Origin of the sequence: Pseudomonas sp. Z1-12 (genome assembly GCF_051132015.1) — a bacterium.
Lineage (GTDB): Bacteria > Pseudomonadota > Gammaproteobacteria > Pseudomonadales > Pseudomonadaceae > Aquipseudomonas > Aquipseudomonas zanjanensis.
On sequence record NZ_CP071647.1, the window covers coordinates 937,133 to 949,797 of the forward strand.

The window sequence follows — 12,665 nt, forward strand, 5'->3', positions numbered from 1 at the left end:
TTTATCCAGCCAGGCTCAGGACGGGCGCAAGCCACGTTCCAGCCAGAGGCGGCTGGCGAGTGTCACCAGACCGTCGAGCAGCAATGCCAGCAGCGCCGTGCAGGCGGCGCCGAGCAACAATTGCGGCTGGTTGTTCAAGGCAATGCCGGGGAAGATCAGGCTGCCGAGGCTGTTGGCACCGATCAGGAAAGCCAGCGGGGCGGTGCCGACGTTGATCGCCAACGCTACGCGCACGCCACCGACGATGATCGGCACGGCGTTGGGCAATTCGACTTTCCAGAGCACTTGGCGTGGGGTCATGCCGATGCCGACGGCGGCTTCCTTGAGGGAGCCCTGGACGTTTTTCAGGCCTTCATAGGTGTTGCGCACGATGGGCAGCAGCGAGGCGAGGAACAGGGCGAAGATGGCGGGCCCGCTGCCGATGCCCAGGATGCCCAGGGCGATGGCCAGCACGGCCAGGGGCGGCACGGTATTGCCGATGTTGAACACTTGCATGAAGCGTTCGGCACGCCCGACCATGCCGGGGCGGCTGAGGGCGATGCCGGCGGGGATGCCGACCATCAGGGCCGCCAACATGGAAGCCAGTACAAGCATCAGGTGCGCTTGCAGGTAGAACAGCAGATCGTCGCGGTAGCGTTGGATCGTATCGATGCCGATCCAGTGGACCAACAGGGCCAGGAGGGCGACGACGACCGCACCCCCGATAAGCCCTTTACCATAGCGGATAGCCACAGGCGGACTCCTTTGTCTTTCAGTCGGCGCACGCCTCCCCGGGCGGCAAACCATCACGGGTTGCCGGGAAAACGTTCGCGAGAAGCAGCTCTTTTCGAGGCCGGTAAAACGACCGTCGAAGCGAGCCATGAGCGCAGCCTCGTCAGGCTAACTTGCTGATTTTTCAGGCCCTGACGGTTGCTCGTATCAGGGAGGTGGACGCCTCCACGGGGCAAAAGGTTCCCATGCGGGGCAGCATTTGGCCACCCCGGATATGCTCAACGGTTCGGTTCCTGGCACAAGTTGAGCTATAATCGCCGCCCTTTTTTGAATCACCTGCCAGGCGATTTCCCATGACCAAACAGGCCGCCGAAGTCGCGAAACGCCGCACTTTCGCCATTATTTCCCACCCCGATGCCGGTAAGACCACCATCACCGAAAAGCTCTTGCTGATGGGCAAGGCGATTGCGGTGGCCGGCACGGTGAAATCCCGCAAGTCCGACCGCCATGCCACCTCCGACTGGATGGAAATGGAAAAACAACGGGGTATTTCCATTACCACGTCGGTCATGCAGTTCCCGTATCGCGATCACATGATCAACCTGCTCGACACCCCGGGCCACGAAGACTTCTCCGAAGACACCTACCGCACCCTGACCGCGGTGGACTCGGCCTTGATGGTCCTCGACGGCGGTAAGGGCGTCGAGCCACGGACCATTGCGCTGATGGACGTCTGCCGTCTGCGGGACACGCCGATCGTCAGCTTCATCAACAAACTCGACCGTGACATTCGCGACCCGATCGAATTGCTCGACGAGATCGAAGCGGTCCTGAAGATCAAGGCCGCGCCGATCACCTGGCCGATCGGTTGCTACCGCGACTTCAAGGGCGTGTACCACCTGGCCGACGACTACATCATCGTCTACACCGCCGGTCACGGGCACGAGCGCACCGAAGTCAAGATCATCGAGAAGCTCGATTCCGACGAGGCGCGCGCGCACCTGGGCGACGAGTACGATCGTTTTGTCGAGCAACTGGAACTGGTGCAGGGTGCCTGCCATGAGTTCAACCAGCAGGAATTCCTCGACGGCCAACTGACCCCGGTGTTCTTCGGGACCGCCCTGGGCAACTTCGGCGTGGACCATGTGCTCGACGCCGTGGTCGATTGGGCCCCGCGTCCGCTGGCCCGTGTCGCCAACGAGCGCACCGTGGAGCCGGTGGAAGAGAAGTTCGCCGGCTTCGTGTTCAAGATCCAGGCGAACATGGACCCCAAGCACCGCGACCGCATCGCCTTCATGCGCATCTGCTCCGGCAAATACGAAAAAGGCATGAAGATGCGCCACGTGCGCACCGGCAAGGACGTGCGCATCGGCGACGCCCTGACGTTCTTCTCCTCGGAGCGCGAGCAACTGGAAGAGGCCTTCGCCGGTGACATCATCGGCCTGCACAACCACGGCACCATCCAGATCGGCGACACCTTCACCGAAGGCGAAGCCCTGGGCTTCACCGGCATTCCGCACTTCGCCCCGGAACTGTTCCGCCGCGTGCGCCTGAAGGACCCGCTCAAGTCCAAGCAACTGCGCCAAGGTTTGCAGCAACTGGCCGAAGAGGGCGCCACCCAGGTGTTCTTCCCGGAGCGCAGCAACGACATCATCCTCGGTGCCGTCGGTGTGCTGCAGTTCGACGTCGTCGCCAGCCGCTTGAAAGAGGAATACAAGGTCGAATGCTCCTACGAGCCGATCACCGTGTATTCCGCTCGTTGGATTGAATGCGACGACAAGAAAAAGCTTGAGGAGTTTTCCAACAAGGCTGTGGAAAACCTTGCGCTGGACGGCGGTGGGCATTTGACCTACCTGGCGCCGACCCGGGTCAACCTGGCGTTGATGGAAGAGCGCTGGCCGGACGTGAAATTCCGCGCGACGCGGGAGCATCATTAAGCGCTGAGCGTTGGGATATGTATAAAGGGTGGTCGTTAAGACCACCCTCATTCAACCAACGCGCAGTATTTCAGGGGTTTTGCATTTTGTAAAACTCGCGCAGGACTTTCTCCTGGTCATCTGTCTCTGCGGTCGATGCTTCAATTAAGTCATCTAATTTCGATGCTGGGCTGCCTTTGGGGAGCTTGTATATGTCATAAGCGGTCATCATCGTGCCAGTTCTGCCCTGACCAAATCCACAGTAAACTAAAGCGTTACCTTTGCCCAAAAACTCATCAATTTTTTTGCATCCAGATAGAAGCTGTTGGGTTGTGGGGGGGTAGTAGTCCTCAACGGCAAGATGGTGGTAATCGATATGTTCATTGTCAAGTGCCGTCTTGCTGTTAGCGTATAACAGTTTATGGTTTAAACTGAGAATCCCCTTGATATTATAGATTTTTAGAAGCGCTATAGCCCGAGAGTCGAATTTCTGAAGTGTGTCATCGCTCCCGCCGTAGTAAGGTTGTGAGCTTCTGAATACCCGGGTACCGTTTTTATCAAAGGTGACCCAATTTTCGAAGACTATGGTTGTGCCTGAGGATAGTGTTTTCACATAGTCGGCCAGGCTACTCACGCTTTTTTTCATTTTGGTTCTCCGGCAAATGTGCTATTCCGCTACCGAGCGGATAGTTAAACTAGAAGATCCCGTTGGGTTCAGGTGATATCTTGGAAGTAGGACATCTCCTCGATATGTCCTTTTGCAAGTCCTTGGTTGGGTGTGAAGCGAGTGCCTTGGGCAGACTTGAAGTTGGTAAGTTGCCCATCCAGTAGGATTTCACGCTCGCCATGAACTTCTTGACTTTGGTGTGAGTAAGTGGTGTTTCGCATGTTGATATAATTATCATATTCGCTTTTTATTTTAGCGAGCACTTGGTCGCCATTAACGCTCAAGTCGGGATAGCTAGCGTCGGGGAATCTAAGTGAGGGGTTCCATCGGTTTAGGCATTTTCTCGCCAGATAATATATCAAGTCAGCCGGTTCAGAGAATGTCCCTGGCTTGCTATCGCCATCTGCGGCTTGATTACCTATCAAGGTAGTATGGCGACCTGCTATTGGATAGATATGTATGCGCGTGTTCGAGGCCGTATTTGGAACTATGCACGGCAGGCTGGCGGAACGCTCATCTCGTGCATAAAACCCCACATATTCCTGTACGTTTGCGCCCAGCGTCGTATGTACTAACGCTGGGCTAACAGCGCCACCGATAATGGGATCAATGGCTAGAATATTGATGGGGAGGGAGGCCAGGCTGCTGTCTGATAGGTGATTCGCTAGCATATGGCAACTCACAGCCCCTCGCCCCCAACCAACCAAGTTTATTGCGTCGAAAGACGGTAGAGCTCTAGCTGGGTTTACTTTTGCCGCTAGGTCAAAGTTATTTATTACCCAATCATTCGGATATTCACCGAACATCTTGGCCTCGTCTACAGGTAAGTCTTCCACCTGAGGAGGTTTACCTAGTATTAGATCTAATGTGCGTCGCGTGTTGCGTGTCCAGTGTTTGTTAAATTGTTCATCGGACAGTTTCAATGAAGAGGACGGGTCGATAAATTTAGCGTCGCTTAGAAAGTAACCACTTCCGGGGCCGTTTATGCACATGGTATCGCCATGATAGCGTTCAAAGGCCATTAGATAACTATTATCAACGTCGAAATATGTATACGCATAGCGGTTATAGAAAAATGCGCTTTCTCTTGAAAGTTCTGTTAGTACGTGCATTCTTGGCTCGGTGTGGATTCGGTCAAGTCCGTGCGCCATGCCGACATGAGTCAAGTAGATGTCAGAGTCGCTATTGAAAAATAAAGTTAATGTGGCCATTGCCGAAAACTCCATTGTTTTTAGTTTCGCATTCCTAATGCTTAGTCGAGCCAGAACCCACGGCAGCCGCCAAAACGCTCTGCCGGGGGCACGCGACAGGTTCGACTAGCCTCGGAGCCATACTGGGGAAAGATTATTGGCGTAAGCCTTGAGTGCACGGGCATGCTCTACGAAGCGGTTGGCATTTTCCTTTACCCCAGGGCCCACATAGACTGTCGTGATAAAGGTATGGATTGACGTGTGGATCTTTTGGACTTCCGCAACATACTCCGCCTTTGGCTGCCGCAGCTTCTCAAACGCCTGTATTTGACTTGTTTCTTCGAAGTTTGACTTGAGTTGCCTGTCGATATCATCGTTACGTTCGTTCCGCGCGTTAATCTTTTTTATCAATTCAATGCGAGCTGTTAGCATTTGGTCATGCTTTAAGTCGCCGTCAATAATTTTTAAGACGGTTTTCGCCGCCTCCACGCCCTCTTTGATCAGCTCCTTTTTAAAGGTTGCCGGCGACTCACTTGCTTTCACGATATTTTCAACTTGATCTAAAAGTGGCAAGGCCTTGTCAATAAAGGACACTGATTCGTAAGCTTCTATGGCCAAGTCGAGGGACTGTTTTTTCTGCAGCATGACATCATAGTGATCCTCCTCTCTTTCCACCTTTGCAATGGCTTGGAGGTTTGTTCTTGAGTCTGTGAGTTCATGAAGTCTATAGGTGTTGCTGGTGTAGCTCATCGTTTGCAGAGTATGAGTGGGCCCGTAAAGCTCGTCGCGCAGAGCGACAAGTGTATTTTTTTTTGCGTTCAGCGTCGCATCCAGATCGCGTGTGTAGTCGTCTAATGCACTGCCCTCCAACTCGTCCAGGTCCACCAACGCAGTTTCGATATCGGTCGTGTCGATGGCACTGTTGAGTTTGAGCAAAACGTCGTTGGCGTTCTGATCAACGATGCTTAAATTTTTTGCCAGTTCTGATAAATCACTGTGCAGCACGGGGATGTAGATTTGGCTGAGTTTTACTCTTGCATAATAATAAATAACCTCTCGGCAGTCCTTGACGACTCTTAGGTCAGGGACGTCGAGTATCATGTCATTGGCGCTCATGGTCATATACCTTTACGAGGAATTGGAGATTAGGATTATTGGATGTTCAGCCGAAAGGCGTTCATCACTGTGTTAGAGTTGTTTTCAATGCTGCGCCAATCCGCTAACAGAGCCTCCAATTTTCGCACGAAGAGACCGAGATAGGCGTAGCTGGCATTGTTTCTGAATTGGTTCGAAGAGTCGTCGATAAGTAATAGGATATTTTCCCAATGACTATGGAGCTGCATGGTGGCTTTAATGGCAGGGTTTACCACGTCATATAGAGAACCTATGCCGATATAGAGCTTATGCATTACGCCCTTAAGCTGGTTGTCTGTTGCTAATTTGTTAAGTAACTCTTCGCGTTTCTTGATAAGTTCTCCGCCGGGTTTTCCTGGTTTTTTGTTTTCTTCCATCAGTGCTAGGATTGGGTTTATTTTAACTGCGAAGTCAAATAGTTTGTGCGTAAAGCTTGGCTCTACTTGTGTTTGCGTAATGTCCTCTGCAAGCCTGTTCAGCGAACGGCGGATGTTTGAGATTTCTGTGTCCAGCGCGTCGGGGCCTGAAGCCTGGATCATTCTTCCAAGCCATGGATCGATGACGTTGATAAGCGTATTTTTAAAGCTGTCAAGGTCCGCTAGGGCTACTGAGCTTTTTCGTTTTTTTTCGGAAATTGATTCCCTGATATAGTTCACTGTGTTTTCCAGCGTGGGCATCTGGCGCTCGTCATCTCCGTCAAGTGATATGGTCGGGAATCCGCTAAGTTCGTCTTCTGATAATTCGCTGATTTTTCTGGATTTATAGCCCTCCATGCCTTTAACAAGCTCGACCGCCTCGTCTCCATATTCATGGATATCTTGGGAGAAGGCCACCAAGACGGAGCCGATAGTGATCATGCCATCCTGAACCTTTTCCCACGAATTAGCATGATCGTTGATGATTTTATAGTGGTCGACGAGTTCGGTTACGAGTGTGTCGGGGGCGTTATTAATTTGGTTTTTAACACCCGCATCGGTCAGCGGGAGGAGTTTTCCTTCTGAGACATAGCGTGAAATAACCCGAACATCGTCACTGGTTACCACAGGGGCTGGGTATTCTGCTCCGTATTCCATGTTCAGTTCCTTCAATAAGAGTAGCGTGATCTCATGGTGGTGCGGTCCATAGACTGCATCTTTTGAGCGTTTATGAGCGTCATCTATCAGGCGTCGCAGGTGTTGGGAGCGTATTAGAAATAGCGGTCTTAATTAACTGGGATGCCTGGGGCTGATTCAAGCAGTACGAAGACTTTTGCGGTACTGTAAGGTATGACAGGTAAAAGGATCATTTCGAAATAAAGGCTGGAATGTTTATGCCTATCTGGTGGCTGTACCGCCGCTTTTACAATTTTCGTTATGTCTACTGTCAAAGTTTACAGTTGGCAGGGGCATGATCCACGGTTATAACCCGGCATAAGCCAGTCCCCTAATGGTGTCTGGCGGATAAAAAACTTTTATGAGGTGGAAATCATGTCCAGTCAGCCGCAATATGAATCCATTATTACCGCCAGGGAAGTTGGAGTCGTCAGAGAATACATCAGCCTTTCAACCCGTCTCCGAGCGAAATACGACAACATGAAAGGAAGTACGAGTTTTACTACGCTGTCGAGCCAGTGTGGTCTCAGCACCGCCTTGGATGAACAGGGCGTTGAGACATTGATTAATGCTGTTTTAAGCCATGCAGGAAGGTGGTCAGGAATCGAAGCAAGCATGCGGGCCTTGTGCGCCGAGGTTTTTGAATACTCAGATTATTTTACGACGGCCAGTGCTGCCATTCTTGAACAAATCCAGTCTCTGCCGGGATACGACAGTTCTTCGGCTCAACTCCAAGGAGTACCTGAGGAGGCATGGGAGGGGGTGTCGATTCCGTTGGGCGAGGCGGACCTTACAATTATCCCTTCTATTAAAATGGCTATTGATGAAATGTCTGAGAAAATCAACAGTTTAAAGGTAACAGGAGGCTATTTGAGGGATGATATCGTGAGTTTCAAAGTTGAACTTATGAATAGTATTCAGACTGCATTTCGCAGGATCACTCAACTGGATACCATTCATGAGTTGGAAGAGCAGCTTTCGCGCATGGCGATGGATGAGAATGATCGATTGATCGTGCGGGGGCACATGCACAATGTTACCTCCGCATTTGCTGAAGTGGTGGAGCAGTCATATATACGGGAGAATAAAGTTCCGAGCATGGGGCTGATCAATTACTACAAAGACGACTACGACAGGATTCTGCAGGGGCTGCCTTCAACTAGTGCAGATATCCTGGAAACCTTAATGCTGAAAATGCGCAGTGGTGCGGTATTAACACAGCATTTTTCAGCTTTCCATGATGCTGTTGAGCGTTTGGATTGGCCTTTGGCAAATGCTGATAAAGGAGTCGGACAACTCAGGACGTTGTGGACGGTTACCTTGGAAGTGATGCAAAGTGCCCAGAGTCGGGTTCTTCAAGTTACTTCCTTCGCGCCGATAAAGCGTATTGAAAAATCACTTGATTCAGCCGCGGCGCAATGGCGGTCTGCACGAAGCAATGCCGAAGAGCTGGATAGCATATTGGCAACCCCCTACTGACGTATATCTAGAGCTGGTGCGGTGCAGGAAGGACGAGCCGGCGGCCTTGTTGTTAAGCCGTCTACAAATGCCGGCTAGCCCTTTCGGTTTGGGACAAATGGCTAACGTGGATCAGCGATATCCAGCGCCCGATTCGCCAGCAATTCACTCATCTCGATCACCTGAAGAATACCCATCGCAACCTGCCGGCGAGAGCCTTCAAGGTCGAATGCCAGGTCGCTGATCATGGCGTTGGCGGAGGCGAGGTTTTCGCTGAGGTTGGCGAGCAGGCTTTCGCTATCGACTCCTTCCACGACGGTGAAGAGCTGGCCCGCTGATGGTTCTTTCTTGGGTTTGGCCTGTTCCGGCTTCAAGTAATAATCGAGCACCCGCTCGGTGGCTTCGTGGAATTTTTCCGGGTCTAGGCTGGAGTAGGAAGATGTTGGGTCTGATTCTGGTTTGGGTGTGGCTTTGAACATGGTAACGCTCCTATGGGGAATAGAAGCCGCCAAGACCTGTCGCTAAACAGAATGGTGGCGACTGCACGCAGGTTAGCGAACCGGACATAGGCACCCGGCAGACCCGAAGGTCTCCCACATACAGCCGCCATAACGTAATTGCGATGAAATCCCGCAATAAAGCATGGCTGCTTACGTGCCTATGGTTCAGGTCGCTAAACCCGACCGCTGATTTTCAGCGACCCGGTAACCATAAAGTCCCGCCCCCAGGCGCACAAGCGGGCGGATTCTGGCTTAGTTGTAGGCAAAGGCGCAAGGCGATGTAGCCTCGGGACTAGCACTCCGTGTGCCTGGGTATTTGTCTGTAGGGCTCGATGCCTGCCGTTAAAGGAACCGGGGTCTTCACACCAATCTTGTGGACCCAACCTGCGGGAGCAAAGCTTGCTCGCGATAGCGGTGGGTCAGCTGGCCTGGATGTTGGATGTGCCGGCCTCTTCGCGAGCAGGCTCGCTCCCACATGGATTTCTGGGTGTTAGTTGGTTTTGAGATAACGCTTATTCGAAACCATTCTGTCGTGCGGGGGCATTTCTGGTGGTTCGGTGGCGTCTTATCTGGTGAACCGGGCTGTTCAGGACTAGATTTTCTTGAGCGCCGTCGGGCCCCGGCTTTATCCGGAACAGAAGGAATGGGTTATGAATAAGCTGCTACGCATGATGTTTTTGTTGAAGGTGTTGGTGATGCTGTCCCTCGGTTCAACGGTTGCCTGGGCTGAGTGCGATGAGCATGAAAAACATGCATCGAGCGGATCGGTGGCGCAGGGTGAGTTGATGCTTGCCGCGACCGATGCGGATGCAGGTGATCCGGATGATGGCGAGGATGATGATGGTTCGCCAATCGACACGCCGGATGACGACGAGGATGCGGAGGGCGATAGCCAGACGTAGATATCCGACATAAAAAACCTCCAGCCCTGATCGGACTGGAGGTTTTTTATTGCCCGTGGCGAGGGAGCTTGCTCCCGCTGGGGCGCGTAGCGGCCCTTTTTTGGGACTGCTGCGCCCGAAGCGTCGGACCGGTCCAGCGGGAGCAAGCTCCCTCGCCACAAGGGCTTTTCTGCCTTAAGTGCTTTGCTGCCTTTTAGCCTTTTAGCCTTTTAGTCTCACGCCGCACCGTCGAGGAACCGCTCGGCGTAGTGACACGCCACCAGCCGGTTATCCAACGGCCGCAACGCCGGTTCTTCAATCTTGCAACGCTCGGTGGCATACGGGCAGCGCTTGTGAAACGCGCAGCCGGACGGCGGGTTGAGCGGGTTGGGCAGTTCGCCGACGATCTTGATCTTCGGCTTGTTCGGGTCCGGGTGGATGGTCGGGGTGGCCGACAGCAGCGCCTGGGTGTACGGGTGCAGCGGGCGGCTGTAGATGGACTCGTTGGGGCCCATTTCCACCGGGCGGCCGAGGTACATCACCATCACGTCGTCGGCGACGTGCTGGACCACCGCCAGGTTGTGGGAAATGAACACGTAGGCGGTGTTGAATTCCTGCTGCAGATCCATGAACAGGTTCAGCACCTGGGCCTGGATCGACACGTCCAGCGCCGACGTTGGCTCATCCGCCACCAGCACCTTGGGCTGCAGCATCATGGCGCGGGCCAGGGCGATGCGCTGGCGCTGGCCGCCGGAGAACATGTGCGGGTAGCGCTGGTAATGCTCGGGACGCAAGCCCACCTGCTTCATCATCGCCTGGACTTTCTCGCGCCGCTCGGTGGCCGACAGGTTGGTGTTGATAAGCAGTGGCTCGGCCAGTTGATCACCGATTTTCTGCCGCGGGTTGAGGGACGCGTAAGGGCTCTGGAAGACCATCTGCACGTCTTTGCGCAGCTGCTTGCGTTCGGCCTTGTTGGCGCCGGCCACTTCCTGGCCGGCGATCTTCAAGGAGCCGGCGGACGGCTCTTCGATCAGCGTCAGGGCCCGGGCGAGGGTGGATTTGCCGCAACCGGATTCGCCCACCACGGCCAGGGTCTTGCCGGCTTCCAGTTCGAACGACACACCGTTGAGGGCGCGCACGGTCGCATGGCCCTTGAACATGCCACGGGACACTTCGTAATGACGGGTCAGGTCACGGGCGGTAAGTACGACGGCCATCACGCCACCTCCTGGTTCAACGGGTAGAAGCAGCGGGCGAGGCTGTTGGATTTCGGATCGAGGCCTGGACGTTGTTGACGGCAGTTGTCCTGCACGTACGGGCAGCGCGGCGACAGCAGGCAACCTTGCGGACGGTCGTAGCGACCGGGGACGATGCCGGGCAAGGTCGCCAGGCGCTCGGCGCCCATGCTGTGTTCGGGGATCGCCGCCAGCAGCGCTTCGCTGTACGGATGAGCCGGAATGTCGAACAGCTGCGGCACCTTACCCACTTCCACGGCTTGGCCGGCGTACATCACGCACACGCGCTGGGCGGTTTCAGCGACGACGGCCAAGTCGTGAGTGATCAGTACCAGGCCCATGTCCTGCTCTTTTTGCAGGGCCAGCAGCAGGTCCATGATCTGCGCCTGGATGGTCACGTCCAGGGCGGTGGTCGGTTCGTCTGCGATCAGCAGCTTCGGCTCGCCGGCAATCGCCATGGCAATCGCCACGCGCTGGCTCATGCCGCCGGACAATTGATGCGGGTAGGCGTCCATGCGGCTGGCGGCGCCGGGGATCTCGACTTTTTCCAGCAGCTCGATGGCGCGCTTGCGGGCGGCCTTGCCGGACATCTTCAGGTGCAGGCGCAGCACTTCTTCGATCTGGAAACCTACGGTGTAGCTGGGGTTGAGCGCGGTCATCGGGTCCTGGAACACCATCGCCAGGTCCTTGCCGACGATTTGCCGGCGCTGGCGGTTGCTCAGCTTGAGCATGTTCTTGCCGTCGAAGTTCAGTGCATCGGCGGTGACGATGCCGGGGTGCTCGATCAGCCCCATCAGCGCCATCATGGTCACGGATTTACCCGAGCCCGATTCGCCGACGATCGCCAATACTTCGCCTTTGTCCACGCTCAGGTCCAGGCCGTCGACCACCGGCACGGCGGTGGCGTCGCCGAAGCGGACGTTGAGATTCTTGATTTCTAGCAGTGACATGGGAATCTCCTCAGGCGGCATTCTTGAGTTTCGGGTCCAGCGCATCGCGCAGGCCGTCGCCCATCAGGTTGATTGCCAGCACGCTGAGCAAAATGGTCAAGCCAGGCAGGCTCACGACCCACCAGGCGCGTTCGATGTAGTCGCGGGCCGAGGCCAGCATGGTGCCCCACTCAGGGGTCGGTGGCTGGACGCCGAGGCCGAGGAAGCCCAGGGCGGCGGCGTCGAGGATCGCCGAGGAAAAGCTCAAGGTCGCCTGGACGATCAGCGGTGCCATGCAGTTGGGCAGCACGGTGATGAACATCAGGCGCGGTAGGCCGGCGCCGGCCAGGCGGGCGGCGGTCACGTAGTCGCGGTTCAGTTCGCCCATCACGGCGGCACGGGTCAGGCGCACGTAGGACGGCAGCGAGACGATGGCGATGGCGATCACGGTGTTGATCAGGCCTGGGCCGAGGATGGCGACGATCGCCACGGCCAGCAGCAGCGACGGCAGGGCGAGCATGATGTCCATCAGGCGCATGATGGTCGGGCCGAGGATGCGCGGGAAGAACCCGGCGAACAGCCCCAGCAGGATGCCCGGAATCAGCGACATCACCACCGACGACAAGCCGATCAGCAACGACAGCCGCGAGCCCTGGATCAGGCGCGACAGCAGGTCGCGGCCCAGTTCGTCGGTGCCCAGCAGAAACTGCATCTGCCCGCCTTCAAGCCACGCCGGCGGCGTCAGCAGGAAATCGCGGTATTGCTCGCTCGGGTCATGAGGCGCGACCCACGGCGCGAAGATCGCGCAGAACACGATCAGGATCATGAACAGCAGCCCGGCGACGGCGCCCTTGTTGCGGGAAAATGCTTGCCAGAATTCTTTGTACGGGGACGGGTACAGCAGGCTTTGATCGACTGCTACCGCGGTAGTTGGAGTACTCATGGTCTTGATC

General features: G+C 55.2%; 12 protein-coding genes. 3 read left to right on the forward strand and 9 right to left on the reverse strand.

The window, feature by feature from the left end; genetic code table 11:
* Positions 1–15: 15 nt before the first annotated feature.
* Positions 16–732 (reverse strand): ABC transporter permease, encoded by a 717-nt coding sequence (locus J3P85_RS03990; RefSeq protein ID WP_186706004.1) that lies wholly within the window; start codon positions 730–732, stop codon positions 16–18.
* Between the two features lie 332 nt (positions 733–1,064).
* Here J3P85_RS03990 and J3P85_RS03995 point away from each other — a divergent pair, with 332 nt between their 5' ends.
* The gene (locus J3P85_RS03995; RefSeq protein ID WP_434704975.1) at positions 1,065–2,648 is read left to right on the forward strand and encodes a peptide chain release factor 3; all 1,584 of its coding nucleotides are present in this window, start codon (positions 1,065–1,067) and stop codon (positions 2,646–2,648) included.
* 70 nt (positions 2,649–2,718) lie between these two features.
* Here the strand turns inward: J3P85_RS03995 and J3P85_RS04000 are convergent, their stop codons facing one another.
* From J3P85_RS04000 to J3P85_RS04015, 4 genes are all read right to left on the reverse strand, one after another.
* Complete coding sequence (locus J3P85_RS04000) at positions 2,719–3,273, reverse strand: protein-tyrosine phosphatase family protein (protein ID WP_434704976.1); 555 nt, start codon at positions 3,271–3,273, stop codon at positions 2,719–2,721.
* Between the two features lie 68 nt (positions 3,274–3,341).
* Positions 3,342–4,505 (reverse strand): hypothetical protein, encoded by a 1,164-nt coding sequence (locus J3P85_RS04005; protein WP_434704977.1) that lies wholly within the window; start codon positions 4,503–4,505, stop codon positions 3,342–3,344.
* A gap of 105 nt (positions 4,506–4,610) precedes the next feature.
* Positions 4,611–5,600, reverse strand: a complete 990-nt coding sequence (locus J3P85_RS04010; protein ID WP_434704978.1) for an alpha-xenorhabdolysin family binary toxin subunit B — start codon at positions 5,598–5,600, stop codon at positions 4,611–4,613.
* Between the two features lie 35 nt (positions 5,601–5,635).
* Positions 5,636–6,691 (reverse strand): hypothetical protein, encoded by a 1,056-nt coding sequence (locus J3P85_RS04015; RefSeq protein ID WP_434704979.1) that lies wholly within the window; start codon positions 6,689–6,691, stop codon positions 5,636–5,638.
* A gap of 393 nt (positions 6,692–7,084) precedes the next feature.
* Here J3P85_RS04015 and J3P85_RS04020 point away from each other — a divergent pair, with 393 nt between their 5' ends.
* Positions 7,085–8,188 (forward strand): hypothetical protein, encoded by a 1,104-nt coding sequence (locus J3P85_RS04020; RefSeq protein ID WP_434704980.1) that lies wholly within the window; start codon positions 7,085–7,087, stop codon positions 8,186–8,188.
* A gap of 101 nt (positions 8,189–8,289) precedes the next feature.
* Here J3P85_RS04020 and J3P85_RS04025 read toward each other — a convergent pair whose 3' ends face one another.
* Complete coding sequence (locus J3P85_RS04025) at positions 8,290–8,646, reverse strand: DUF6124 family protein (RefSeq protein WP_434704981.1); 357 nt, start codon at positions 8,644–8,646, stop codon at positions 8,290–8,292.
* A 671-nt stretch (positions 8,647–9,317) separates the two neighbouring features.
* Here J3P85_RS04025 and J3P85_RS04030 point away from each other — a divergent pair.
* Positions 9,318–9,569 (forward strand): hypothetical protein, encoded by a 252-nt coding sequence (locus J3P85_RS04030; RefSeq protein WP_434561065.1) that lies wholly within the window; start codon positions 9,318–9,320, stop codon positions 9,567–9,569.
* A 215-nt stretch (positions 9,570–9,784) separates the two neighbouring features.
* Here J3P85_RS04030 and J3P85_RS04035 read toward each other — a convergent pair whose 3' ends face one another.
* From J3P85_RS04035 to J3P85_RS04045, 3 genes are read right to left on the reverse strand one after another with little or no spacing between them, the layout of a single operon-like run.
* Positions 9,785–10,765: a peptide ABC transporter ATP-binding protein gene (locus J3P85_RS04035; RefSeq protein ID WP_434704982.1), complete on the reverse strand. Its 981-nt coding sequence runs from the start codon at positions 10,763–10,765 to the stop codon at positions 9,785–9,787.
* Positions 10,765–11,733 (reverse strand): ABC transporter ATP-binding protein, encoded by a 969-nt coding sequence (locus J3P85_RS04040; protein ID WP_434704983.1) that lies wholly within the window; start codon positions 11,731–11,733, stop codon positions 10,765–10,767. Before J3P85_RS04040 ends, J3P85_RS04035 begins: the two co-directional genes overlap by 1 nt.
* 10 nt (positions 11,734–11,743) lie before the next feature.
* Positions 11,744–12,655, reverse strand: coding sequence for an ABC transporter permease subunit (locus tag J3P85_RS04045; RefSeq protein ID WP_249876174.1), 912 nt, complete (start codon positions 12,653–12,655; stop codon positions 11,744–11,746).
* Positions 12,656–12,665 lie beyond the last annotated feature (10 nt).

Bases quoted from the DNA above. Each gene is read 5' to 3' on its own strand.
- J3P85_RS03995 (WP_434704975.1), top strand. From the start codon at position 1,065: ATGACCAAACAGGCCGCCGAAGTCGCGAAACGCCGCACTTTCGCCATT.
- J3P85_RS04035 (WP_434704982.1), bottom strand. From the start codon at position 10,765: ATGGCCGTCGTACTTACCGCCCGTGACCTGACCCGTCATTACGAAGTG.
- J3P85_RS04040 (WP_434704983.1), bottom strand. From the start codon at position 11,733: ATGTCACTGCTAGAAATCAAGAATCTCAACGTCCGCTTCGGCGACGCC.
- J3P85_RS04005 (WP_434704977.1), bottom strand. From the start codon at position 4,505: ATGGCCACATTAACTTTATTTTTCAATAGCGACTCTGACATCTACTTG.
- J3P85_RS04045 (WP_249876174.1), bottom strand. From the start codon at position 12,655: ATGAGTACTCCAACTACCGCGGTAGCAGTCGATCAAAGCCTGCTGTAC.
- J3P85_RS04010 (WP_434704978.1), bottom strand. From the start codon at position 5,600: ATGAGCGCCAATGACATGATACTCGACGTCCCTGACCTAAGAGTCGTC.
- J3P85_RS04020 (WP_434704980.1), top strand. From the start codon at position 7,085: ATGTCCAGTCAGCCGCAATATGAATCCATTATTACCGCCAGGGAAGTT.
- J3P85_RS04025 (WP_434704981.1), bottom strand. From the start codon at position 8,646: ATGTTCAAAGCCACACCCAAACCAGAATCAGACCCAACATCTTCCTAC.
- J3P85_RS04015 (WP_434704979.1), bottom strand. From the start codon at position 6,691: ATGGAATACGGAGCAGAATACCCAGCCCCTGTGGTAACCAGTGACGAT.
- J3P85_RS04030 (WP_434561065.1), top strand. From the start codon at position 9,318: ATGAATAAGCTGCTACGCATGATGTTTTTGTTGAAGGTGTTGGTGATG.
- J3P85_RS04000 (WP_434704976.1), bottom strand. From the start codon at position 3,273: ATGAAAAAAAGCGTGAGTAGCCTGGCCGACTATGTGAAAACACTATCC.